Origin of the sequence: Acinetobacter silvestris, assembly GCF_002135235.1 — a bacterium.
Lineage (GTDB): Bacteria > Pseudomonadota > Gammaproteobacteria > Pseudomonadales > Moraxellaceae > Acinetobacter > Acinetobacter silvestris.
Window position 1 is genome coordinate 619,871 of sequence record NZ_NEGB01000001.1, and the last position, 24,502, is coordinate 644,372.

Here is a 24,502-nt window from a genome sequence, read left to right on the forward strand (position 1 = left end):
AATCGTCAGTCGTTAACCCACAACAACTTCTTCCTTATTCTTCTTCTGGATAAAAGCCACACTCGCCTGATCCTTACGAATCAAATCTACTGCTTTTTCAGCAATCATCATGACTGGTGCATTGGTATTCCCATTCACCACAGTCGGCATAATAGACGCATCCACCACACGCAAATTCTGGATACCATAAACACGTAATTGCGGGTCGACCACAGCCAGATGATCCACTCCCATCTTACAACTTCCTACAGGATGATAAACCGTATCTGATCGATCCCGCAGAACCTGACGAATTTCTTCATCTGTTGCAACATTTGCAGTAAATAGGTCTTCTTTCACAATCTGTTTAAATGCATCTGACTCCATCAGCTTCTTCGTCAATTTAAAGCCCATCAGCATCTCTTCAAGATCCCGCTCATCATCATAAAAATTAGGATCAATCAACAAAGGATCATCAATACTTGGACCACTGATTTTAATCGTGCCACGACTTTTTGGATTTAACAAACACACATGACATGAAATCCCGTGCCCAGTATGCATCGTCCGTGCATGGTTATCGACCAAAGCCACAACAAAGTGTAACTGCAAGTTAGGCAAGATTTGTTCAGGTGAACTCTTAATAAAACCACCACATTCAGCAAAATTAGTGGTGATTAAGCCACGTCGTTGTTTACGATAACGCCCAATTTGTTTAACCAGATCAATAGAACCTGCGATGGATACACCAAAAGTTCCTCGAATATCACTCACTTTATAGCCAAAAATAAAATCAGGATGATCATGAAAATTTTTACCGACACCGGGTAAATGCTTTTTCACAACAATGCCATGTTCAGCCAATTCTTGCTGATCCCCCACACCCGATAACATCAAAATTTGCGGTGATTGCATTGCCCCAGCACTCAATAAAACCTCACGCTGTGCATGAATGTGTTTGACCAGCCCCGCGCATTTATATTCCACCCCAACAGCAACATCATTTTCAATGAGTATGCGTTGCGTCAGCGCCTGCGTAATCACCGTTAAATTAGAACGGTGGAGATGTGGGAAAAGATAAGCTCGTGCAGCACTGCAACGCTCACCATTGATATGTGTGACTTGATAAACTCCGAGCCCTTCCTGCTCTGCACCGTTAAAGTCGTCTCGAATTGTAAAGCCTTGCTCGCGAGCAGCGGTCAAATAACGTTGTTGTAAGGGATTATCACTATGTAAATCAATCACGGATAACGGCCCAGAATTACCATGATATTGATCATGAATTCGCTCATTATTTTCTGATTTGATAAAATAAGGCAATACGTCATTATATGACCAGCCCGTATTCCCAAGTTCAGCCCAATCATCATAATCTTTACGATTGCCACGAATATAAATCATGGCATTAATTGCAGATGAACCGCCTAAACATTTACCTCGCGGTTGATAACCTTTACGACCATTCAGTCCTTTCTGTGGCACGGTTTCAAATGCCCAATTATTAATTTTAGTTGGAATACTCACGACTGCCGCACATGGAACATTTACCGTCCAGCCATCACCACCACCACCTGCTTCCAATAAGCATACTGAAACATTGGGATCCTCAGATAGTCGCCCTGCAAGCACACAACCTGCACTACCACCGCCAATGACAATATAATCAAATTCCCGAGCTTCCATACAAAATCTCCTTGTTTTATCGTTGTTTTATCATTTGTTTTTTTATGATTATGCCTATTTAATATACAAAAAGAATGGCTGCATAGGTCATTTAAAGTTTAATTTGCAATAAAAATTTAAAAACACCCACTGAATAACAAAGCGTATCACTACCCCAAACTCAACTTGCTCAAACCTATTTTATAACTGACCTAATCGTAATAACACAGGAAATTCAACCACAAAATCACATTGTTCCTTTTTAAAATAATCCTCGAGCGCCTGTAGCGGATTGAGCTGATTTTGCTTTTTATAATGCTTAAGTGCTGACCAAGTCTGAATATAATTTAATAATTGTGCAGATGACCATTGATACTGCATTTTGAACTTCGGGACTTCCAACTCTTTCAAAGGAAATGGAATGGTTGTATAGTTTTCATCGATATAACGACGCTCGGGATCCCAGTAGCCCTTGAGCGTATTAAAATATAAATCTTGAATCAGAGCATTAATCATTTTATGCTCCACCTGAATCAAGCCATAACCAATCACTGCAAGAATGCCATCCTGTTTCAAAGTCCTGCGGACTTCTTTATAAAATACATCAAAATCAAACCAATGAATTGCTTGTGCTACAGTAATTAAATTAAAGCTATGCGCTGCAAATGTGGTGTGTTCTGCTGATTGGACTTGATAGCTGATATTCTCAAAATAAGGCGCATGTTGTAGCTGATCCTCACTTACATCAGTAGCAACAACATAGTCAAAATACGGTGCCAATAATTGGGTAAACTGACCTGAGCCTGCACCACAATCCCATGCAAAATGACGCTCAGGCACATATTTAAGAATTTCTTGAATCACAGATACAGGATAACTAGGCCGTGCTTGCTGATAAAGTTGGCTATTTTCTGAGAATAAATCTTTCATTCTAATTTTAAAATATTTATTAATTTACAGATTAATATAACTTAATCACACAAGCCTAGGGTATTTTTTGTCCAACAAAATGTAAGTTACTATGCCCTCAATCACAACCACGATTGACCATAAATTTTACATTTTGATATTAAGCCCAATAAAAAAGCCCCAAACAGAAGTTTGAGGCTTTTTTGAATATGGTGGCGAGACCCAGGTTCGAACTGGGGACACACGGATTTTCAATCCGTTGCTCTACCGACTGAGCTATCACGCCAATGCGATGTATTAAGCCGTATCTCAGGATATTAGTCAATATAAATCATGACTTTTTTATTCAACCGAATAAATTTTACCCAAAAAAAAATCTCTGATTGGATCAGAGATTGAAATCTTAAATAAGATTTTGAATATGGTGGCGAGACCCAGGTTCGAACTGGGGACACACGGATTTTCAATCCGTTGCTCTACCGACTGAGCTATCACGCCGTTGGGGCGTATTAAACAATTTAAACGTTTTTGCGTCAAGCATTGAATGCAATATTCTCTATCAATAGTTTATTTTTACAGCAAAAAATGCTCATTTTCCCCAAATATACTGGTTGGTCGCGGAAAAACCAGCATAAATAGAGCATTTCACACTATAAAAGTATACGTTTAAATTTTACCAATATGTGCCAAACAGCGATGAATTGCACCGCAACCCGGTTCAAAAGCTTTCACTCCTTTATCTTCTTCCATACGGCACACTTCTTCGACCAGACGTTCTGCAACACCTCGACCACGATTTGCAGGATGAACCACAATATTTTCTAAGGTTTTACTCTCACCTTGCCCTGTACACCAAAGCGCTCCAATAATTTTGGTATTAAATTCTGCGGTATAAAGTAAGGTATACTGAGCCAAATTTTGCTCAAGTTGTTCGATGGCATCTTTGCCATCACCAAATTCTGGACTCGTGTCATACAATCGCTCAAGCTGATCGCGAACTTCTTCCGTTTCAAGTGAAGTTTTAGCATGTACAGTAATAGGCATTGATTAACCCTCCAGAGCAATCTAATATGCGGTGAATTCGTCACCGCGAAAAACATTTTTTACATCAATCATTTTTGACGTTTTTGAGGAACGTGTCTATGACGCAACGTATCAGTGAAGTGGTAAGAAACACCAACGAAACCAAAATTCGAGTTCGTGTGAATCTTGATGGTACGGGTCAAGGCACCCTCAATACAGGTATTCCATTTTTAGACCATATGATTGATCAAATCAAGCGACATGGCTTATTTGATATTGATATTCATTGTGATGGCGACTTGGAAATTGATGATCATCATACTGTAGAAGACTGTGGGATCACACTTGGTCAAGCATTTGCACAAGCTTTAGGTGATAAAAAAGGCTTACGACGCTATGGTCATTTTTATGCACCACTTGATGAAGCCCTGAGCCGTGTAGTCGTTGATCTATCAGGTCGTCCAGGTTTATGGATGGATATTCCATTCACACGCTCCCTAATTGGTACCTTTGATGTGGATTTATTCTCTGAATTTTTCCAAGGCTTTGTCAATCATGCCTTAATGACGCTGCACATTGACAATTTGAAAGGCAAAAATAGCCATCATCAAATTGAATGTACGTTCAAAGCTTTTGCTCGCGCACTCCGTATGGCTTGTGAAGTAGACCCTCGTGCAGCAGGAACCATTGCCTCAACCAAAGGGAGCTTGTAATGACCCGTATCGCCCTTCTTGATTATGGTATGGGGAACTTACACTCTGCGGCGAAAGCCTTAGAATACGTTGGTGCAACAGTGGATGTCACCAATGATCCTAAATTGATTGCCCAAGCTGATAAAATCGTATTTCCTGGTGTTGGTGCAATGCGTGACTGTATGCAAGGCATGCATGAAGCCGGTATTGATGAAGTAGTACGTAACGCTGCGTTCAACAAGCCTGTTTTAGCGATTTGTGTGGGGATGCAAGCTTTGCTTGAATCATCTGAAGAAAATGGCGGGACAGATGCACTGGGTATTTTTAAAGGTGTGGTAAAACGTTTCCCAAATATGGAGAGTTTAAAAGTCCCACATATGGGTTGGAACCAAGTACATCAAGCAGATCCGAGCCACCCAATGTGGAAAGACATTGAGCAGGATGCACGGTTCTATTTCGTGCACAGCTATTATGTACAGCCTGAAGATTCAAGCTTAGTGGCTGCAACCTGCGATTATGGTTTGGAGTTTTGTACGGCTATTCATCAAGAAAATTTGTTTGCAACGCAATTCCATCCTGAAAAAAGTCATACCGCAGGTTTACAGTTGCTCAAAAACTTTGTGGAATGGGATATCTAATTCTCTGATTTTAAATTTAAAAGCTCATCAAAAGATGGGCTTTTTTTATAAAAATATAACTCACTTTCTTTTGCCCAATATTTTTATTATTATCTGCTTAAATTTAAAACAAAATCTAAAATTTAATCTTTCTTACTACCGCTCTAAAAATTAAACTTCAAATGAGTAAATAACATGAATTCATCGATACAGAATCAAGATTCATCCTTAAGTGCAAATGGTCGTTTCGGTCGCTTATCTTATCTCGGCTGGAATATGCTACTTGGATTCCTAGTGCTTTTACTGGGTATAATCGCTGCCATTCTCGTGCCTGCTGTGACCAATTCAGCTTCAACTGTTATCCTTTTTGGGACGGTTATATTCGCTATAATTGTATATATCACTTTGATTTATTTTACTTTCATCTTCACCATTCGCCGCTTACATGATAAGAATCAAAGTGGTTGGCTTTCACTTCTCATGCTTATACCGCTGATTAACTTATTCTTTTTTATTTACCTATCATGTGTAAAAGGTGATGAGAGTACAAATAATTACGGATCTCCTCGTACGACGCAAACTTGGGAAAAAGTACTCGCATGGATATATATTATTGTATTCCCTATCAGTATCTTACTTATGGCAATTACAGCAATTCCAGCTTATCAAAGCTATATAGAACGTGCTCAGCAAATACAATTAGAACAAAATATGAATTATTCTGAATAATCTCAAAATAAAAGCCTTCTCACTTGAAGGCTTTTATTAATCCCTAGTCACAAAACCACCTTCCAATGGTTCTACACTAATTTTAATTTCAGCCTTTAAATTCAAAGCCGCATAACGCGCCTTAATTTCCATCATCAATTGATCAACCGAAGCAGTTTTTAAATCAAGTTCAGATTGTTCATATGCCTTGGTTACTAAATCTATTTTTTCTTCATTTCTTGCTTCAGACTTCCAACGCTCACTCACACCCACTAAACGTGCTAATTCAATTAAACTCTGTGCTGTGCTTGGTGTTGAGTTTTGGAACCATTTACTCATGGTTCCTTTGGAAAGCTCAAGAATATGCGCAATATCTGCCGGTTTTATTTGCTTGTCCTGAATGAGTTGTTTAATTTTTTTTGTCCCTTCAATGAACAGATCATCTTCCTTATCACTCATCTTCGATTGTCCTCAATAACTGATCCACGATTATTACTTAAACTAGCATTTCTTGCTCATTTTTTGTGATAACATTTTTAATATATAAGCCTGTTGCGATTTATTTTGAGTACTTCCGAAACCATACTTCCAAGCAAAGAACACATCGCGCTATTCCCCCGCTTTCAAAATCTAACCTCTGAACATATTGTCGTGGTCAAAACCATTGAACAATGCCATACCCTTGCAGACGAATTAACAACAGCCCCTTTTTTTGGTTTTGATTCTGAATCTCGACCTACTTTTACCAAAGGTGAAATTGCCACTGGACCACATTTAATCCAATTGGCCACTTTTGAAAAAGCCTATTTATTTCAAATTAATCATTCTATTCTTGAATTTCTTAAACCTATTTTTGAAAACCGTCATCAAATTAAAGTAGGCTTCGGCTTAAAAAATGACGCACATTTATTTCGTAAAAAAGGCATTGAACTCAACAATATCATCGAACTATCAAAATGTTTTTCCAGTTTCGGTTTCCATAATGCTATGGGACTGAAAAATGCCATGGCACTTTTATTTCAAGTGAATTTTCCAAAAAGTAAAAGCATCAGCACCTCTAACTGGGCACGTAAAACGCTAACACCCCAACAAATTGACTATGCCGCAGCGGATGCCTTTGCCGCTGTTTTAGTCTTTGAAGAATTGCAACGCTTAGGTTTAACGCCCAACATCTCACGTAAATGATCAGTTACGCCGAATAAAAACTGCGCTTGATGCTTAGATATTTAGCAATACTTTGCTAAGATTGCGCACAATACATTCTTTATAAGATTTGGCTAGGAGCGCAAGCATGCTGATCATCCCTGCAATTGACCTGAAAGATGGTAAATGTGTCCGTTTAAAACAAGGTCGTATGGAAGACGATACTGTATTTTCTGATGATCCAGTTGCAACCGCACAACATTGGGTGAATGAAGGCGCACGTCGTTTGCATTTGGTCGATTTAAATGGTGCTTTTGCAGGTACACCAATTCACAAACCTGTGGTTGAAGCCATTGCACGCGCACAGCCAGAGCTTCCTATCCAAATTGGTGGTGGTATCCGTTCACTTGAAACCATTGAGCACTATTTAGATGCTGGCGTTTCTTTTGTAATTATTGGGACTAAAGCAGTTCAAGACCCTGCATTCGTTGAAGAAGCCTGCCGAAAATTTGCTGGACATATCATTGTAGGTATTGATGCGATCAATGGCATGGTCGCAACCGATGGTTGGGCCAATGTGACGGATGTTAAAGCCACTGATTTAGCAAAACGTTTTGCTGATGCTGGCGTATCAAGCATTGTATATACTGACATTGCACGCGATGGCATGATGCAAGGTGTGAACATTGAACAAACCGTGAATTTAGCGACTTATTCAGGCTTACCTGTAATTGCCTCTGGTGGCGTAACTAATCTTGATGATGTGCGTAATTTAAAAGGCCAACCGGGTATTTTAGGTGCGATTACCGGTCGTGCAATCTACGAAGGGACATTAAATCTTCGTGAAGCGCAGTCATTGTGGGATGATCAATCTCTTTAATATGATCATGCTTTAAAATAATTTAAAAGAGGTCAAAATGGCCTCTTTTTATTGAGCGCTCAATATCTTTCTTAAGTTTTATATTTCAATGTCTAGTTCAATGCCCCTATTTTCAAAAAATAAAGCCCCTCAAATTGCTTTAATCTTCATCACGATTATTTGGGGTGGTACTTTTTTAACCGTGCAATATGCGCTCAATTTTAGTTCCCCAATGTTCTTTGTCGGCTGTCGTTTTGCTGCTGCAAGCCTAGCAGTTGGATTAATTTCCTTTAAAGCCATGTCAGGTATCAATCTTAAAGAGGTTTTAGCTGGCAGTTTAATTGGGCTAACGATTGCAATAGGTTATGGCACACAAACCGTGGGTTTACAAACCATTAGCAGCAGTGAATCTGCATTTTTAACAGCATTATATGTGCCTTTAGTTCCTATTTTCTTATGGTTTATTTTCCGGAAAGCGCCCCATGTAATGACATGGATCGGTGCTTTATGTGCATTTATTGGACTGATCTTGCTTACTGGCAATGGGATGAATCAATTTAATTTTAATTTTGGTCAAACCCTCACCCTACTCGGTTCTATCGCCATTGCACTCGAAATTATTCTGATCGGTTACTTTGCAGGAAAAGTCGATGTTCAACGCGTGACTGTGATTCAACTCATTACCGCATCACTTTTGGCTTTCGCGTCAATGCCTTTGGTTGGTGAACATGATTTGCCTAATTTTTCGTGGACTTTGTTAAGCATTGCAATAGGATTAGGGCTCGCCAGTGCACTCATTCAATTGGTGATGAACTGGGCACAACGCGCTGTTGATCCTTCACAAGCGGCTATTATTTATGCCGGTGAGCCTGTTTGGGCTGCATTATTTGGACGAATAGCAGGCGAACGCTTACCAGTGCTGGCATTATTGGGGGGGTGTATGGTGGTTTTAGGGATCATCATCAGTGAATGGAAACCCAAGTTTCTCAGGAAAAAGTAAACCGCATACCTCACAATAAAAAAGAGAATTTCAAGCAATTCTCTTTTTTATCCACGACTCTTAATAAATTTAAACCAAGATCATCAATTATTGATACATAGCTCGATCATCATTTAAATTAATAATGCCTCGAATTGCACGATACACAATCCACACCCACGATAAAAAAATCACAGCAATACAAAAGGTACTCGCGCCGAAAGCAATACCAGCAAAGAGATTAATATTTTCACCGGTAAACAACAAAAAGAAGAACGGAATGAAAGCGACGATATTCCAAATTAAATACCACCAAAAAGTCCGAATCTGCCATTTAAAATGGCTCTCAAAAATAGTGCCTCGGACTGAATCCATTTTCACATAATTAATAATCAGCGCGATCACCGCTAAAATACCAGCGGAAGCAATTGCAACAATATAAAGTGCATAAAGAATAAAAGTTAAGGTTTTATTGGAACTTTGATCTATAGATGTCTGCATCTTTATCCTCTACTTATATTTCTCTTTAGAACTTAATGACATTCAAAGGAGAAATGAGCCATAAAATCAATAAAATATTTAGACCTATAGTACAAAAATAGATTTTCCTAAACGGTTGTTTTTGTGTTTTATGACGTAACTTTTGTTGTGCGAGCCAAGCCGTTGGCCAACCACCCAAAAATGATAAGATATGCAAGGTATTTTCAGGTACACGTCTATCCCCATTCTGGGCCGCTTCTTTATCTTGAGAATAGAACCAATACGTCATCATATTCATCAGCATAATGAAGAGCAGTACCATACCGCTCAGCAAACTCGTTACTGCAAATATGCCCAGAAAAATAATATAAAGTCCGGAGAAAATTTGCATGGGTTGTAGTGTTGCAGAGTTTTGCTGCTGAGACGACTGTTGCTGTGCGGCTTGACCAGTTTTTTGCGTCTGTGATGCTTTTAAATAGGTGACTTGTTTGGCGTTAAAACGCCCCTGACCATCCAATTGCACCACATATTCCAAGGCACATCCCACAATCGGTCTGGGCCCTTGTCGTGCAAAATCCTTAATATGTAAAAATACACGATCTTTCGATGCATCATTAGGTTGAATAAAGCCGTAACCTTTATCATCAAACCATTCAATTAAACGTCCCTGATCGCGCATTTATGATCCCCTGAAACTTTTAAAGCAAACTGCTTAGATTTAAGCTGTAACAAATTTGAGCCGTTCGATCAACATATTACGCATTTCCTGCGGATTTTTTTGCAAAATATCCTCGCCAGTACGTCCATCCTCACTATTTTTTTGCGCAATCTGCAAGCGCATCATCCAAAAACGTCCTGCTGCCATTGCCAAATATAGCTCTAAACATGCTTTTTCATCCATGGTTAAAGGACGAATCGTTTCATAGGCTTCGATAAAACGCTGGGCTTTCTCTTCATTCAATGTCACTTGTGGATATTCGGTACAAAAATCATTTAAAGTGATCGCGATATCAAACAATAATTCATCTTTATTTAATTCATAAAAATCAAGAATTCCGTTCAATTGATTACCATCAAATAGTGTATTGTCACGGAATAAATCGGAATGGATAAAACCTTTAGGACGATTAGGATACATTGCCGTTAAAGCATCATATAAGCCCAATAAATTATTCAGAATAGTTTGATCGGCTTGATCCAATGTCGGTTTGATCTCTCTGGCTACATTACGCCAATAGCGATGGTCACGATATTCAGCACGTTCTAAAGGGAAATCTTGAAGTGCTACATGCATTTGGGCTTGTGCAATCGCAATGGCTTGCACTTGTTCAATATTTGCAGGCATCGGATGATCGCCCATTAAACGGGGAGCAATTTGAGCAGGCTTCTCTTTTAAAATATGAATTGCTTTGCCACTATGCTTTAAAGGAACAGGTACAGCCAAACCATGTTTCCCCAAATGTTCCAATACGGGAACCAGCTCCCCCGCCCCTTGTTCATCGATATTTTCAAACAATGTCAGTACAAACTGAGTGCCATTTTCGCACACAATAAAGTAGTTGGTATTTTGTACGCCTCCTTGAATGGGAATCAGGTCAATCACCTCTAATCCATAAGGTGCTGCAAAAGCCTGAACTTCCTGTAAACTCAAAGTGGTATAAACCGACATAGAAAACCTGCAAAAAAACTTACATAAGTTTGATAGAATAACCGCTTCGACTATCGAGGTGTAGCACCTGAGTCGCTAAGTTTCATAATCGACTGTTATTTTTGGAAAAAATTATGCTTGCTAAACGTATTATTCCTTGCCTAGACGTAGATAATGGTCGTGTGGTGAAAGGTGTACAGTTTCTTGATATTCGTGATGCAGGTGATCCTGTTGAGGTAGCACGTCGTTATAATGAACAAGGTGCTGACGAAATCACCTTCTTAGACATTACTGCGACCTCGAATGGTCGTGACACAACTTATCGTACCGTTGAACGTATGGCCGAAACCGTCTTTGTTCCTTTAACTGTCGGCGGTGGTGTTCGTAAAGTCGAAGACATTCGTCTGCTATTAAATGCCGGTGCTGATAAAGTCAGTATTAACTCGGCAGCAGTATTTAACCCAGAATTTGTACAAGAAGCTTCACAGCGTTTTGGTGCACAATGTATTGTGGTTGCCATTGATGCGAAAAAAACTGGCGACAATAAATGGGAAATTTTCACCCATGGCGGTCGTAAAGCAACAGGGATTGATGCGATTGATTGGGCAGTCAAAATGGCTGAGTTTGGTGCGGGTGAGTTACTCATTACCTCGATGGATGCTGATGGTACCAAAGCAGGTTATGATCTTAAATTAATGCGTCAAATCAATGACCGTGTCACGATTCCAACCATTGCCTCAGGTGGTGTCGGATGTTTACAACATTTGGCCGATGGTATTTTACAAGGTGGCGCAGATGCCGTTCTTGCAGCATCCATTTTCCATTTTGGTCAACATACCATTCCTGAAGCGAAACAGTATCTTGCAGCACAAGGCATTGAGATGCGTCTTTAATTCATATATTGATCATCAGACTAAAAAAGAGTGTTTAAATAACACTCTTTTTTGATTCAGCATAATTTTAGATAAAAAAAAGGAGTCTTGACGACTCCCTATAAACCAAAAAACTACAGCGTATGGCTTATCAAATATATATGCTTCTTCAGCACAGAGACTATAACCAAAGCACTTGACTAAATATTGACAAAAAAAACTTATTTTTTGACCAATTACGACATGAGCCAATTAAAACAAAATCATCGTAGGATTATTCAAACCATCAACAAACACGTTTTCAATGTCATCAAGCATAATTTCAGGCTATACCTTTTAGAAATCAAGCAACTGAATCAATTGAACTTTCTTGTTCTCGATGAACTAATTTTGGTGTTTTCTCGACCCACTTCGCTGGAAAATATTTTTCAACCTGACTTGAAAGCCAATTTGATACTGGAGTTGGTAATTGGACTCCAAGTGGATTCTGTTCTTTTAAGTCGATAGATGAAATCACTCGCGTACCCAAAATATAGTCAAACCATGGTTTAGTCACACACCAATTGGCATCTTGGTTTGAATTCATATGATGATCATAATGCCAAGGAATTTTTTTCATGGCCCAATCTGGTTCTAAATGTGCACGACGATGAATATAGTAATAATTACATGCGCTATACAGTGATGCTGCAACCATACCTTTGGAAATAGGATAAAAAATAAGACTCGCAGCACCAGCAACAACGGCTAAAGAAACAATCTCATTTTTAGTACGCCAGTTGGAAATTCCCTGTACATAGCCATCATCATGAAAATCTTGTTTACGAACTTCACGATGGTGTTCCCAATGTGATTTCATACTATCTGGCACTGGGCTATAACGTGGCTGACCAGTTCGATGTGTGCCATGTAAAATAAACTTATGCGCAACCCATTCGAAGCCATTGGCGACGACTAAACCGAATAAAAAGCCTTTTAACATCGTAGTATCTCCATATTCTTTAAACTCAATATAATGGAGTCCAAGACGAAAATATTGACCGCCTTACGATCTTGCATTGACAAATTACGACATAATTTTTATGGTATTCATCCATTCATTTCAGCATAACACTATGCCTATTTAAATTTTTGAACTCATTCAATGCCATCAATTACACTGAAATATCTCGATTCAGATGCAATACTATTTACTGTATTCTGCTGTTTTTAATGTCGATCATCAGCAAAATATGTTAAAAATATAGAAGGAATTAAACATTTTAAGACAATAAAAAAGATGACTTAACATGCAGCAACTAAAAGACTATACGGGAACCGTCTACGGAGGACTTGGGCATCTACTCTATGCTTACAGCCAGACCAAAGGCTTGCTCATTTCAGAACGCTTAAAACAAGTACAAAACTTAGAACGTTTTGATTTTAGTATTTGGCGAGAACTCTTAAATGAGATTGCCCTGCAAGTCTCCAGCCCAGCGCTCGGTTTAGAAATTGCTGAATTTGTGCAACCTAAACATTTAGGGATTATTGCCTATATTGCACAATCTTGTGACACCCTCGGTGAAGCTTTAGCCCGTTATTATGATTTCCATCGTCTCATTTATGATGGTAGCCCACTGAAAGTGGAACTCAGTGAAAAATATTTAGCCATTCGCTGGGATGAATTACCTGCACATTTGACCACACAAGTCACCGATGAAATTGCTTTGGCGTTAATGGTGCAATTCCTCAAACAATTTTTAGAGTTTGAGCATATTGTGATTCATGAAGTCAATTTCACCCATGCTTTAGCCAAAAATTTGAATTTTTATGAACGCTATTTTCAGTGTAAAGTTAGATTTAAACAGCCCAAAGTTGAACTAATTTTTCCAATTAATTTTTTATCGACTCCCATCAAACATGCTGATCAAACCCTACAAAGCTTATTAAAACAACAGGCCCAAGCACTACTAGAAAAACTACCTCACTCAACGCAATTAGATGAACGCTTACAACAAAGTATTCTCAAAGGGTTACAAAGAAATAATTATCAAATTGAAGATATTGCCACTCAACTGAATATGTCGGTGCGCCAACTACAACGGCATTTACAGAGCCAAAATACGACCTATCAACAACGAATACAACAAGTTCGACAAATTCTAGCAACTCAATATTTACAAGATCCGCATTTAAGCTTACATGAAATTGCCCTACTCCTCAGTTATTCGGAACAAAGTGCTTTTCAACGGGCATTCAAAAACTGGATGGGCATCACGCCACAGCAATGGCGACAAAAAACAAACAAATAGGGATTAAAATATCTTGTCTTCCAATACAATAAAAATAAAATGAGATTAAAATTTAAGCTAAATATAAATAATATTCCTCATCATCTCGCTTAAAAACAACAACAGGAAATCAATATGAATAAATATTTTGCAGAATTGATCGGTACTTTTTGGCTGGTTTTCGGAGGTTGCGGCAGTGCAGTTCTTGCAGCAGCATATCCAGAACTGGGTATTGGCTTTGCAGGTGTTGCACTTGCATTCGGTTTAACGGTTCTCACCGGCGCTTATGCTTTAGGACACATTTCAGGTGGGCATTTCAATCCAGCAATTAGCATTGGCTTATGGGCAGGTGGTCGTTTTGAGGCAAAAAATGTAGCTCCTTATATTGTGGCCCAAGTCATTGGCGGTACTTTTGCAGCTTTCATTTTATATATGATTGTACAAGGTCAAGCTGGCTTCATGGGTGTCGGTAGCTTTGCAACCAATGGTTTTGGTGACCTGTCTCCAGGTAAATACTCTATGACCTCTGCATTAATCATTGAAATCGTGCTATCTGCAGGATTCCTCATTGTGATTATGGGTGCAACAGATCAACGTGCACCCGCAGGTTTTGCCCCGATTGCCATTGGTCTTGCCTTAACGCTCATTCACTTAATCAGTATTCCTGTCACCAATACCTCAGTTAATCCTGCTCGAAGCACGGCAGTGGCTCTATTTGCTGAAACGGCAGCTTTAAGCCAACTCTGGTTATTCTGGGTTGCACCCATTGTTGGTGCAATTCTTGGTGCACTCATTTATAAAGGCGTTGCGGGTGAGCAACCCACTAAATAAGCATTGAATATTGAACCCTCAGTCTGCATAAACAAACTAAGGGTTCTGTTCATTTTGAGCACTCAATTAAAGAAAAGGATTTTCTATTTCACCTTCATTTTTTCTTTCAATTTTTTCAGGCAAATTTTGCTCTTTTTCTAAACTTGCAACAATTTCATTAATATAGCCTTGCAAGGCTTGCGCTGCTTTTAAACCATGTTGATCCTTAGTAATTTGTAAATTTCCATAGATACTCACACAGTCTTCCTGATTTTCTAAAGTTAAATCATGAATTGCATGCGACTCAACCCCATTTTCAAACGCTTTAAACATGACGATTATTCTCTCTGTTTTAGTCATATTCTATAAATAACGCGTATTCACGCCTTATCGCAACATTATTTCAATAATTGCATTAAATATTGCAATAAAGCATCGGTTAATTGCTTCACCAATGCATGCTGTGTGTGCTGATCAATATTCGGTAAAGTCACATCCGCATTTAAACTACTCTTCTCAGCTTGGAATTGCTTCTGTACAGCCAATAACTGCTCAGCAGAAATAGCTTCGGCACACTGACTTTCAGCATCCCAATGTGAATATTCAATTTCTTGATTGGCTTTAACCTGAGTCGCTTTCAAAGGTAATTTATAGGTATTACGCTTTTGCTCTTCAGTCAATTGCGGGAAAATATTGATTCCTACCAGCTCTTCAAGTTGGCACACGCTGATCACTTTGACTTGTAAAGAATTATTATTCGGTGCGAGATAGGCACCAATTTTTCCAGATTTAGGCATATAAATGGCTTTAAACACCGCAGTCGGTACAATCACACCATTACCAATCGTTTTAAGCTTTTGCCCAGAAAAAACTGGACCTGTAACAACATACACATCTTGTTTTTGTTTGGTCACGATAGCACGCGTTGCCTCTTCTAATTCACGCCAAACTTGCTGATTATTTTTGGGTGCTTGCGGAACCATATTGGCCAAAGAGAAACTGTCTGCTTGTGATTGTTTATCTGGCATATCAGCATTGGGTGACATATGTCCACGATCATACCCTGAACCTTTATAATCAGATAATGAAGCACGATGACTCGCACTTAAACGTGTTTCTTCATGAAAACTATCTTCACGCTTAATTTTCTGACTTAAGCGAGTAGGCGATAAATACTCTGCCGACCATAAAGGTGTTTTTGAAATACCTGAATACATCACATTAAAACCATTAAAACACAATGCAGAACTATTTTTTTGTAGGCTGGCTTTGGTTAGAAATGGCGGTTCACTTCGGTAAAATTGATTTAAACAGGATGAGTTTGCCGTCTTGGTAAATGGCATATATTGAGCAATTTTTTCCTGCCCAAACGCAATTGCAAAACTTCCAGTGGCAATAACACCCAAAACAATTTTGACCAATGAATTTTTCAATACATTTTTCCCTAACTTAAGTCCACTATTCGCACTACTTTTTTGCGCCATTTCATCTACAGATATTTGAATTTAAATCCACTGGGCAAGCCACCGCATAGATAAACCGTCTATAACTTCTACTTAATGCAACAATACAATCTATAAAATTGTTGTGTTACAGAAAAGTCCTGTCTAAAAGCAATCAAATTACTTTCATTTAAAATATCCGCTCTATTATGATACTTTCACTACCCTTAAGCGATCATTCAACGACATAATTTGTCGTAGTATTGAACACATGAACATAAAAAAGCCAAGTTTATACTTGGCTTTTATTTCATTTTATTCTATTGATTTCAATTAAATCTCAATTTGACTGCCCATTTCCACAACTCGGTTCGGTGGGATTTGATAAAAATCACTCACTGGACTGGTATTACGTTGCATGGAAATAAACAGTTTTTCACGCCATGGCGCCATACCATCACCGACAGTATGAATTAAACGATCACGTGAAATAAAGAAACTCACTTGCATCAGATCCAGTTCAAAGCCGACTTGGTCATAAGCCAATTGTAACGCTTCTGGAATATTAGGTTGGTCTTTAAAACCATAATAGACAAAAATTCGGTAAAAACGTTCATCCAACTTTTCAACACAGACACGTTCAATTTCTGGTACATAAGGTACATCACGAATCATAACCGTCACCATGATATTGCGTTCATGTAGGACTTTATTGTGCTTGATGTTATGCAACAGCGCATGTGGAACAATATTCGGTGTTCCTGTTAAAAACACCGCTTGACCAGGCACAATTAATGACTCATTACTCATATTGATGCTTTTAATAAATAAATCTATCGGTAAAGCATCTCTTTCTAAGCGATTAAGGACAATGCTACGCCCTTCTTTCCAAGTCATTAAAATCGTACATACAATTGCACCAATGAGAATTGGCACCCAGCCACCAGCCATAATTTTCAATGAGGTTGATGCGACAAAGAAAAAATCGATGAATAAAAAAGGAATTGCAAAAAGAGCAATTTTCCACAGCGGCCAGCGCCATAAACCATAGGCTAAAAAGGAGATTAAAATCGTGCTACAGAGCATGGTCATGGTCACTGCAACCCCATAAGCACTGGCTAAGTTGGCACTATTTTGGAACAATAAAATCAAGATTAAGACCGAGACAAAGAGTACCCAATTAATAAAAGGTAAATAAATTTGGCCTTGTTCAACATCAGAAGTATGGTTGACCGTTAAGCGAGGTAAATAGCGTAATTGAATCGCTTGATTAACCATCGAAAAAACGCCAGTAATAACGGCTTGTGACGCAATGACTGCTGCTGCGGTTGCCAATCCAATCATGGGATAGAGCCCCCAATCTGGAACCAACAAATAAAATGGATTTTCAATGGCATTTGGATTACGTAGTAATAATGCTCCTTGGCCGGCATAGTTCAGTAATAAACAAGGTAAAACCACAAAAAACCAAGCCAGCTTAATCGGCATGCGTCCAAAATGCCCCATATCGGCATACAGCGCTTCACCACCTGTTAACGTTAGCACCACAGCACCCATGGTTAAAAAGGCAACATAAGGTTGATGAGCGATAAAATTAATGGCCCAATGCGGACTAACCATGGCTAGAATAAAGGGCGTTTGCACAATACTGAGAATACCCACAGCACCAATGGCTAAAAACCAGGTCAAAGTAATCGGACCAAAGAATTTCCCCATGGTTCCTGTACCATGCCGCTGTACCAGAAATAATCCTGCCAAAATACCAATAGATAAAGGCATCAACCATTTATTAAACATCGGCGTTGCAATACTCAAACCTTCAATTGCAGACAGTACTGAAATTGCAGGCGTAATAATGCCATCACCAAAAAATAATGAAGCACCGATAAAACCAAGTGCAATCAGATATATTTTTTTGTCCTCGGCAATACGACTTGAGCGCAGGTTTAATGCCAGTAAAGACATAATCCCACCTTCACCATTGTTATCTGCTTTCATAATAATGGTGACGTATTTGAAGCTGATGGTGAGCATCATGCACCAAAAAATCAGTGATAGGATACCAAGTACAGTTGCTTCTGTAATTGCGATATGTGCAGTAAGAAAACATTGTCTGAGTGCGTATAGCGGGCTGGTTCCAATATCCCCAAATACAACACCTAATGCCGCTAAGGTGATTGCAGGCAATGCCGCTTTTTTTGCAGTACTTTGCATATATTCGTCTTCTAATGTAGACATCATTTTTCCGAATAATATCACTGAGCAAAAAAATTTGCTCTAAATCAATTGTTGCTTGGCATAAATCTTTTTTTTGGTTATTATCACTCGCCTTGGTGAAGTGTCCGAGTGGCTTAAGGAGCACGCCTGGAAAGTGTGTATACGTTTATAGCGTATCGAGGGTTCGAATCCCTCTTTCACCGCCAAGATTATTTCCAATAGCATCTCATGATGTCCTAAAAAGCTTAAACTCAAAGGGTTTAAGCTTTTTTTGTGTCTAATACTATCTACCCTATCTATTGCAATCTCGATATAGCTGGGGGTATAACTGGGGGTATAATAAATTACCCCCATTTTTATACCCCCAAATATCTACGGGAAACGTTGCAATGCTTACAGATGCCAAGGTCAGAAAGATCAAACCACTAGAAAAGAAAACTAAATATTCTGATGAGAAAGGTATGTATCTGGAAGTTACACCTTCTGGTGGTATGCATTGGCGTATGAAATTTCGCTTCAATGGCAAAGAAAATATTTTCAGTATTGGTACGTATCCAGAAACCTCACTTGCTCAAACAACCTGCTTTGTATAAAGATCCTTTGAAGCAGCCAGATATAGCCATCCTTCGTTTGTCCAAATGTAGGTAATGTCACTTACCCACGCGTGGTTTGGAGTGCTCACGTTAAATTTTTGCTCTAATAAGTTTTTGTAGACGGGACGGTTGTGATCACTGTTTGTTGTTCTTTTAAAGCGCTTATGGCGCTTGCAAAAGAGTTTATTGACCTTCTTTATTGTACGTACTGCATATTGGCTAATTTGAACACCTTGAGCGTGTAAATGCTTACTCAGGCGAATATAGCCATAGCTTTCATTGGTCTCCTGATGTGCTATTTTCACCATGATAGTCTGCTGATTTCTTCGAATTTGTTTTTGGCTTAAGCCACTTTTCAACCACTCATAAAATCTTGATACTGAAACTTTTAACAGCTTCGCCATCATGGTGATTGGGTATATATCTTTATACTGTTTCATGCAGGCGTACCTCACTGACTTTCTTTGGCAAAGTACGCTACTGCTTTTTTTAAGAATTCTCTTTCCAATTCCGCAGTTTTAAGTTGCTGTTTCAGCTTCTTATTTTCTTCGAGCAGAGCAGCAAGTTCAGGGGAATATTGTTGTGTTCCAACTAATGTTCCAGATTTAGCTTTGCTGTACCAATTGGAAAGCGTTTGCATGGATATGCCAAGCTGTCTTGCTGTTTCCGAAACATTGCCTTTATTTTCTTCAATCTGTTTTATAGCTTCAGCTTTGAATTCCGCTGTATAAAACTTTGGTTTTTTGCTCATGGTAAACTCCTGATGAGTACGTTTAGTTTACCAAGTGAAAGCTTCCGTTTTTATCAGCACACATCAACTGATTGTTATGCTAAAAACTCATACGGTGACATCATTGAAATGCCTCAAGATCGTTGCCGTTATTTATCTAAGAATAGTAATCGTATACCGCTTTCAAAAATGGATAAAACACTTGTTCACTCTCATTCAGCTCAACCCAATCAATTGAACGATTTAGAGCAATCTGCTAGTAACAATACTGCACCAGTAAATAATTACATTAATCCAGCTTTTACCAAATTAACCAATTAGATCAACCAGAAGGAAATATCATCAATGACTAAACAATTTAATCCAGTATCAGACCATGCTGAATTCCATAAATTAGTGCATGATTTAGAACCAATTAAGAGTGAATTTAAGCAATTAATTGATGATTACAAGCATCTTAATGATAGATTTAATGACTCTGAAAACCCTATAACTGATGGTGAGTTGGATTGGTGGGGCATTACCCATTTCAAATTAGAAGGCATATATAAGTTTATTAATACAGAATTCCTAAATGAATTTGGTTCAAGTAATGCCGCTAAAATTCAACTGAGTGTTGCTGGTGATAAACTTATTTCTGATCTCTATGAAAAAATTTATGATCGTAGACAACTTGAAATTGAAAATGATCCTGTAGTTGCTGATTTATATGATGAAGTTAGAAAAGCTAAGTTAATCATTGGTCGAGAATAAGCTCTTATTAAATCGCTTTATTAAGGTCAATCTCGAAGAGTTGACGTTAATAAAGTGAAACTTGCGAACAAACATAATGTATTCAAATGTATATATTTACAGAGCAAGAACGACCCCATTATTTATTTAAAAACAGTGGTTTATTCATAAAATGAACTTAGAACTCAAATTAGATGAATTTAGGCTATATATCAAACTTAACGAAGATAAGCCGTTAAGTCTTAATGCAGTGAAGTCTGGATCAGGTTGGATCGTTGTCGCTTTTATCTTTGGAAATTCTGCTGTGACGCTTTTATGTGCAAGAGGTCACAAGCGAACCTTTAAATCCCTAGATTCTTTAAATGGATTCCTTAATAGTAAATTAGGCATTCAAGAGTTTAATGTTGTGGTTCTTGATCAACCGTCATAGCCACGCAGACTTGCGTAGGCTCGACTAATACGCAAGTCGAGTAGCAATCTGATTTCGGCATAACTTATATTATGTTACTTGAGATACACTTGACGGTAAGATGATTTATTATCGAAACCGTCAAGTGATGCGCCAACAATTGAATTGTATGGGGCGCAGTCTTGGATATCTTATTTAACATAATATACATTATGCGAAATCACATGTTTTTGACATAATATACTGATATATAATAATTTATGTGGTTTACCTTTAAAAACTATCTATTGAACACCATGAAGAACTTAAACTTTTGATAATAAAAAACCAGATAAAAATTATCTGGTTTTAAAATGTAATATAGGTCTAAATTTATTAATTTAACGAACTTCAGCAGGAAAACCATCTTCAGTTAAGGCATCTAAAATAGCTTGAATTGGCTCCACCGTCTTAAGATCTACAATTTTATGCTCCACATCAATATTTACATTTGCATTAGCATCAATTGATTTAATAGTTGCAGTGACTCCTCGTGCACAACCACCGCAAGTCATATTTGCTATATATAGTTTCATTATTAAATCTCTAAATAAGGAATATATAAAGACTTTAAACCTTAACATCATGGTAAGGTCAAGCGATTCAATACAAATAATTTAAAAATATAAACAATATAATTTTTAATATGTAGATAGCTTATAAACGTATTAAATATCTATGCCATGTTCAATATGATTCAGAATCGTGCAATCTGAATTCAGATCACCTGAACAACGTACAACTGAATCTTGTAGTGCATTAACCATCTCTTGTAAAGATTTGATTTTATTATTCAAATCCTCAATATGTTTAGAAGCTAACTCTTTGACTTCTGCACTGCTTCGTCCAGTATTTTTCCATAATGAAATTAACTCTTTCATCTGTTCGGAAGAAAAGCCTAGTCCACGTGCATGCTTAATAAAATTCAGTGTTTTTAGGTCAGAATCTGTATAGATTCTATAACCTACATTGGATCTTTTTGCAGCATCAATTAGCCCTATTTCCTCATAATAACGAATCATTTTTGAAGAAATTCCGGATTGTTTAGCAACTTGTCCAATATTCATAATTCACCTTAATCAAACACACTATAGATGAGCTATGACTCATCTATAGTGTTCTATTTTTTAATAAACTGAAAATCAGATTAATAACCTGTTATTGCAATCGGGGAAAATGCTCTTAAACGTAAAGCATTTCCTAGCACAAAAACAGAAGACAATGCCATTGCACCCGCTGCAAAAACTGGTGAAAGCAAAATACCAAAATGAGGATACAATATTCCAGCTGCCACGGGGATTAATGCAGCGTTGTAAATAAATGCCCAAAATAAGTTTTGGCGAATATTGTCAATTGTTGCCTTACTTAAGGCAATTGCATTCGGTACACCTAATAAACTTCCAGACATCAATACAACATCTGCTGCCTCAATTGCAACATCAGTCCCCGTTCCTATTGCTAATCCTACTTCCGCCTCAGCAAGTGCTGGAGCATCATTAATTCCATCACCGACATAAGCGACTCGACCATAAAGCTGTTTTAATTGACGTACAGCCTCAACTTTTCCATCTGGCAATACTTCTGCAATCACTTTATCAATGTTTAATTGCTTCGCAATAGCTTCAGCAGTATGTCTGTTATCTCCAGTGATCATCGCAACAGTTAAACCAAGTTGATGCAATGCTTGAATTGCGCTGAACGTTGTTACTTTTATTGGATCGGCTACGGCGATAATAGCGGCAAGTTGATGATCAATAGCAACATATAAGGGGGTTTTACCTTCTAGACCTAAGCGTTGAGCAGTTTGGTTGAAAATAGTCACATCCAAGCCCATTTTTTGCATAAAACGATCTGCGCCAATATGTATTTCACTATTTTCAACTGTTGCTTCTATGCCATAACCTGTAACAGAATTAAAATTTTGTACATCCTTTAAAATTAAATTTCGAGCTTTTGCGGCAGTCACAATAGCCTGTGCAATTGGATGTTCTGATTTATCTTCTACTGAGGCAACTTTAAGCAATACATCATTTTCATTAAATCCAGTGATGACTTCAAAATCAGTTAAGGTTGGCTTTCCTTCAGTTAATGTCCCTGTTTTATCAACAGCAACAACTCTCGCTTCTTTTAAAAGTTGTAGTGCTTCACCTTTGCGGAATAAAATCCCCATTTCAGCACCACGACCTGTACCCACCATAATCGATGTCGGTGTTGCTAATCCCATCGCGCATGGGCATGCAATAATCAGAACTGCAACCGCATTGACAAGGCCAAAAGTAAGTGCTGGCTCAGGACCAAACACAAACCAAGCTAAAAATGTGAGTAATGCCAATAACATTACGATTGGTACAAACCACATTGTAATTTTATCAACTAAAGCTTGAATTGGCAGTTTTGAGCCTTGGGCCTGTTCAACCATGTGAATAATTTGTGCTAATACAGAATCACTCCCCACAGCAGTTGCTTTAATCTGAATATTACCCTTCTGATTAACCGTACCGCCTACTACACTTGAACCTATACTTTTCTCAACAGGAATAGGTTCACCAGTAATCATTGACTCATCAATATAACTTTGCCCGAATACCACAGAGCCATCTACTGGTACGCGTTCCCCCGGACGAATTTCAACAATCATGCCCGAAAGAACTTCTGCAATTGGAATCTCAATGAGCTGCCCAGATTGTTCGACTCGTGCCGTTTTGGGCTGCATACCGACTAAGTGTTGAATCGCCTGGGAGGTCTTACCCTTAGCTTTAGCTTCAAAAAAACGTCCAAGTAATATAAGAGCAACAATTACTGCTGCAGCTTCATAGTAGACATTGACCGTACCCTGAGGTAGCACGGTTGGTATAAATGTTGCAACCACAGAAAAGCTATATGCAGCTAACGTTCCAACTGAAACGAGCGAGTTCATATCTGGTGCTAAACGAAATAACGCTGGAATCCCTTTCTGATAAAAACGTCGTCCAGGAAACAATAAAATTAATGTAGTCAATATAAACTGAATATACCAACTATTGAGTGTGCCAATTTGAGTTGCAATAAAATGGTGAAATGCTGGAATCATATGTGATCCCATTTCTAGTATAAAAACAGGCACTGCAAGCACAGTTGCAATGATTAAATCCCGTTTTAATATTTGCTGTTCATTGGCCTTACGATCAAGCTGTTCCGTCTGATTTTGCTCAGCGGATTTCGCGTTATAACCAGCTCTTTCAATTGCGGCGATTAATGTATTTATACTGACATCAGTATAAGTTTGAATCACTGCTTTCTCAGTGGTTAAATTAACATTTGCACGACTAACACCATCGACTTTCTTTAAGGCTTTTTCAACTCGACCTACACATGAAGCACAGGTCATTCCCTCAATTATGAGTTCAATCGATGGTTTTTGAGCAACGCTGTAACCTGATCTTTCAATCGCTTTAAAAACTTCGGCATAATTTATAGGTTGATTACTGTGAATAGTCGCCTTTTCAGTCGCTAAATTTACAGAAACAGACTCTACACTATCAATCTTATTGAGAGCTTTTTCAACTCGGCCTACACATGAAGCACAGGTCATCCCCTCTATGGAAACACTGCCAGTGTAGGCTGATGTATTATTTTGAACATTCATCACAACACCTCTCATGATTTAATTTCAACTTATAAGCTCAGCATATAGATTCCAACCATTGGAA

Annotated in this window: 26 protein-coding genes, 3 tRNA genes and 2 pseudogenes; 14 read left to right on the forward strand and 17 right to left on the reverse strand. The window is 38.3% G+C overall.

The window, feature by feature from the left end:
• Window positions 1-12: 12 nt before the first annotated feature.
• The 5 genes from B9T28_RS02935 to B9T28_RS02955 all read right to left on the reverse strand — a co-directional run bounded on the left by B9T28_RS02935 (window position 13) and on the right by B9T28_RS02955 (window position 3,594).
• A complete protein-coding gene (locus B9T28_RS02935) occupies window positions 13-1,662 on the reverse strand; it encodes a GMC family oxidoreductase (RefSeq protein ID WP_086202444.1) in 1,650 nt (549 codons plus the stop codon).
• A 180-nt stretch (window positions 1,663-1,842) separates the two neighbouring features.
• Window positions 1,843-2,571, reverse strand: a complete 729-nt coding sequence (locus tag B9T28_RS02940) for a class I SAM-dependent methyltransferase (protein ID WP_086202445.1) — start codon at window positions 2,569-2,571, stop codon at window positions 1,843-1,845.
• Between the two features lie 189 nt (window positions 2,572-2,760).
• Window positions 2,761-2,836: transfer RNA gene (locus B9T28_RS02945), tRNA-Phe, on the reverse strand.
• Between the two features lie 136 nt (window positions 2,837-2,972).
• Window positions 2,973-3,048, reverse strand: a tRNA-Phe gene (locus B9T28_RS02950).
• A gap of 168 nt (window positions 3,049-3,216) precedes the next feature.
• Window positions 3,217-3,594, reverse strand: coding sequence for a GNAT family N-acetyltransferase (locus B9T28_RS02955; RefSeq protein WP_086202446.1), 378 nt, complete (start codon window positions 3,592-3,594; stop codon window positions 3,217-3,219).
• Between the two features lie 98 nt (window positions 3,595-3,692).
• Here B9T28_RS02955 and hisB point away from each other — a divergent pair, with 98 nt between their 5' ends.
• The 3 genes from hisB (at window position 3,693) to B9T28_RS02970 (ending at window position 5,611) form a co-directional block, all read left to right on the forward strand.
• Entirely contained in the window at window positions 3,693-4,286 is a 594-nt protein-coding gene (hisB, locus tag B9T28_RS02960; protein ID WP_086202447.1) for an imidazoleglycerol-phosphate dehydratase HisB, read from the forward strand.
• A complete protein-coding gene (gene hisH / locus B9T28_RS02965) occupies window positions 4,286-4,903 on the forward strand; it encodes an imidazole glycerol phosphate synthase subunit HisH (protein WP_086202448.1) in 618 nt (205 codons plus the stop codon). The genes hisB and hisH overlap by 1 nt, the downstream gene beginning before the upstream one ends.
• Before the next feature lie 174 nt (window positions 4,904-5,077).
• Window positions 5,078-5,611 carry a DUF805 domain-containing protein gene (locus tag B9T28_RS02970; protein WP_086202449.1) on the forward strand — a complete coding sequence of 178 codons (534 nt, stop codon included), beginning with the start codon at window positions 5,078-5,080 and terminating at the stop codon, window positions 5,609-5,611.
• A gap of 36 nt (window positions 5,612-5,647) precedes the next feature.
• On the opposite strand, the gene B9T28_RS02975 is transcribed toward B9T28_RS02970, so the two are convergent.
• On the reverse strand, window positions 5,648-6,049 hold the full coding sequence (locus tag B9T28_RS02975; RefSeq protein ID WP_086202450.1) for a helix-turn-helix domain-containing protein: 402 nt from the start codon (window positions 6,047-6,049) through the stop codon (window positions 5,648-5,650).
• A 105-nt stretch (window positions 6,050-6,154) separates the two neighbouring features.
• Here B9T28_RS02975 and B9T28_RS02980 point away from each other — a divergent pair, with 105 nt between their 5' ends.
• The 3 genes from B9T28_RS02980 to B9T28_RS02990 all read left to right on the forward strand — a co-directional run bounded on the left by B9T28_RS02980 (window position 6,155) and on the right by B9T28_RS02990 (window position 8,592).
• Complete coding sequence (locus tag B9T28_RS02980; protein ID WP_086202451.1) at window positions 6,155-6,775, forward strand: 3'-5' exonuclease; 621 nt, start codon at window positions 6,155-6,157, stop codon at window positions 6,773-6,775.
• A gap of 106 nt (window positions 6,776-6,881) precedes the next feature.
• Entirely contained in the window at window positions 6,882-7,613 is a 732-nt protein-coding gene (gene hisA, locus B9T28_RS02985) for a 1-(5-phosphoribosyl)-5-[(5-phosphoribosylamino)methylideneamino]imidazole-4-carboxamide isomerase (protein WP_086202452.1), read from the forward strand.
• Between the two features lie 88 nt (window positions 7,614-7,701).
• Complete coding sequence (locus B9T28_RS02990) at window positions 7,702-8,592, forward strand: DMT family transporter (protein WP_086202453.1); 891 nt, start codon at window positions 7,702-7,704, stop codon at window positions 8,590-8,592.
• 87 nt (window positions 8,593-8,679) lie between these two features.
• Here B9T28_RS02990 and B9T28_RS02995 read toward each other — a convergent pair whose 3' ends face one another.
• The 3 genes from B9T28_RS02995 to B9T28_RS03005 are packed head-to-tail and all read right to left on the reverse strand — an operon-like array spanning window position 8,680 to window position 10,720.
• Entirely contained in the window at window positions 8,680-9,072 is a 393-nt protein-coding gene (locus tag B9T28_RS02995) for a DUF4870 family protein (RefSeq protein ID WP_086202454.1), read from the reverse strand.
• Window positions 9,073-9,097: 25 nt separating this feature from the next.
• Entirely contained in the window at window positions 9,098-9,730 is a 633-nt protein-coding gene (locus B9T28_RS03000) for a DUF1294 domain-containing protein (RefSeq protein WP_086202455.1), read from the reverse strand.
• A gap of 39 nt (window positions 9,731-9,769) precedes the next feature.
• A complete protein-coding gene (locus B9T28_RS03005; protein ID WP_086202456.1) occupies window positions 9,770-10,720 on the reverse strand; it encodes a homoserine kinase in 951 nt (316 codons plus the stop codon).
• 113 nt (window positions 10,721-10,833) lie between these two features.
• On the opposite strand from B9T28_RS03005, the gene hisF reads away from it, so the two are divergent.
• Window positions 10,834-11,592: an imidazole glycerol phosphate synthase subunit HisF gene (gene hisF / locus B9T28_RS03010; protein ID WP_086202457.1), complete on the forward strand. Its 759-nt coding sequence runs from the start codon at window positions 10,834-10,836 to the stop codon at window positions 11,590-11,592.
• Window positions 11,593-11,914: 322 nt separating this feature from the next.
• Here hisF and B9T28_RS03015 read toward each other — a convergent pair whose 3' ends face one another.
• Window positions 11,915-12,553 carry a sterol desaturase family protein gene (locus B9T28_RS03015; RefSeq protein ID WP_086202458.1) on the reverse strand — a complete coding sequence of 213 codons (639 nt, stop codon included), beginning with the start codon at window positions 12,551-12,553 and terminating at the stop codon, window positions 11,915-11,917.
• A 307-nt stretch (window positions 12,554-12,860) separates the two neighbouring features.
• Between B9T28_RS03015 and B9T28_RS03020 the strand changes: the two genes are divergently transcribed.
• Together B9T28_RS03020 and aqpZ are read left to right on the forward strand one after the other, a co-directional pair.
• A complete protein-coding gene (locus tag B9T28_RS03020) occupies window positions 12,861-13,862 on the forward strand; it encodes an AraC family transcriptional regulator (protein ID WP_086202459.1) in 1,002 nt (333 codons plus the stop codon).
• 114 nt (window positions 13,863-13,976) lie between these two features.
• Window positions 13,977-14,672, forward strand: coding sequence for an aquaporin Z (aqpZ, locus tag B9T28_RS03025; protein ID WP_086202460.1), 696 nt, complete (start codon window positions 13,977-13,979; stop codon window positions 14,670-14,672).
• A gap of 66 nt (window positions 14,673-14,738) precedes the next feature.
• Here the strand turns inward: aqpZ and B9T28_RS03030 are convergent, their stop codons facing one another.
• From B9T28_RS03030 to B9T28_RS03040, 3 genes are all read right to left on the reverse strand, one after another.
• Window positions 14,739-14,984 carry a hypothetical protein gene (locus B9T28_RS03030; RefSeq protein ID WP_086202461.1) on the reverse strand — a complete coding sequence of 82 codons (246 nt, stop codon included), beginning with the start codon at window positions 14,982-14,984 and terminating at the stop codon, window positions 14,739-14,741.
• Window positions 14,985-15,049: 65 nt separating this feature from the next.
• The gene (locus B9T28_RS03035) at window positions 15,050-16,135 is read right to left on the reverse strand and encodes a DNA/RNA non-specific endonuclease (RefSeq protein WP_086202462.1); all 1,086 of its coding nucleotides are present in this window, start codon (window positions 16,133-16,135) and stop codon (window positions 15,050-15,052) included.
• Between the two features lie 291 nt (window positions 16,136-16,426).
• The gene (locus tag B9T28_RS03040) at window positions 16,427-18,307 is read right to left on the reverse strand and encodes a potassium transporter Kup (protein ID WP_086202568.1); all 1,881 of its coding nucleotides are present in this window, start codon (window positions 18,305-18,307) and stop codon (window positions 16,427-16,429) included.
• Between the two features lie 118 nt (window positions 18,308-18,425).
• On the opposite strand from B9T28_RS03040, the gene B9T28_RS03045 reads away from it, so the two are divergent.
• Window positions 18,426-18,516: transfer RNA gene (locus B9T28_RS03045), tRNA-Ser, on the forward strand.
• A 183-nt stretch (window positions 18,517-18,699) separates the two neighbouring features.
• Window positions 18,700-18,885 (forward strand): annotated as a pseudogene (locus B9T28_RS03050) (Arm DNA-binding domain-containing protein); the annotation flags it as partial.
• On the opposite strand, the pseudogene B9T28_RS03055 reads toward B9T28_RS03050, so the two are convergent.
• Window positions 18,885-19,654 (reverse strand): annotated as a pseudogene (locus B9T28_RS03055) (IS3 family transposase); the annotation flags it as partial. The pseudogenes B9T28_RS03050 and B9T28_RS03055 overlap by 1 nt on opposite strands.
• Window positions 19,655-19,666: 12 nt before the next feature.
• On the opposite strand from B9T28_RS03055, the gene B9T28_RS03060 reads away from it, so the two are divergent.
• The 3 genes from B9T28_RS03060 to B9T28_RS03070 all read left to right on the forward strand — a co-directional run bounded on the left by B9T28_RS03060 (window position 19,667) and on the right by B9T28_RS03070 (window position 20,795).
• Window positions 19,667-19,954, forward strand: a complete 288-nt coding sequence (locus tag B9T28_RS03060) for a hypothetical protein (protein WP_086202464.1) — start codon at window positions 19,667-19,669, stop codon at window positions 19,952-19,954.
• 24 nt (window positions 19,955-19,978) lie between these two features.
• Window positions 19,979-20,386: a hypothetical protein gene (locus B9T28_RS03065; RefSeq protein ID WP_086202465.1), complete on the forward strand. Its 408-nt coding sequence runs from the start codon at window positions 19,979-19,981 to the stop codon at window positions 20,384-20,386.
• Window positions 20,387-20,537: 151 nt separating this feature from the next.
• Window positions 20,538-20,795 carry a hypothetical protein gene (locus B9T28_RS03070; RefSeq protein ID WP_086202466.1) on the forward strand — a complete coding sequence of 86 codons (258 nt, stop codon included), beginning with the start codon at window positions 20,538-20,540 and terminating at the stop codon, window positions 20,793-20,795.
• Between the two features lie 359 nt (window positions 20,796-21,154).
• Here B9T28_RS03070 and B9T28_RS03075 read toward each other — a convergent pair whose 3' ends face one another.
• The 3 genes from B9T28_RS03075 to B9T28_RS03085 all read right to left on the reverse strand — a co-directional run bounded on the left by B9T28_RS03075 (window position 21,155) and on the right by B9T28_RS03085 (window position 24,438).
• A complete protein-coding gene (locus tag B9T28_RS03075) occupies window positions 21,155-21,349 on the reverse strand; it encodes a heavy-metal-associated domain-containing protein (RefSeq protein ID WP_086202467.1) in 195 nt (64 codons plus the stop codon).
• Between the two features lie 132 nt (window positions 21,350-21,481).
• Window positions 21,482-21,880, reverse strand: a complete 399-nt coding sequence (gene cueR, locus B9T28_RS03080) for a Cu(I)-responsive transcriptional regulator (protein ID WP_086202468.1) — start codon at window positions 21,878-21,880, stop codon at window positions 21,482-21,484.
• Between the two features lie 80 nt (window positions 21,881-21,960).
• Entirely contained in the window at window positions 21,961-24,438 is a 2,478-nt protein-coding gene (locus B9T28_RS03085) for a heavy metal translocating P-type ATPase (RefSeq protein WP_143222591.1), read from the reverse strand.
• Window positions 24,439-24,502: the final 64 nt, after the last annotated feature.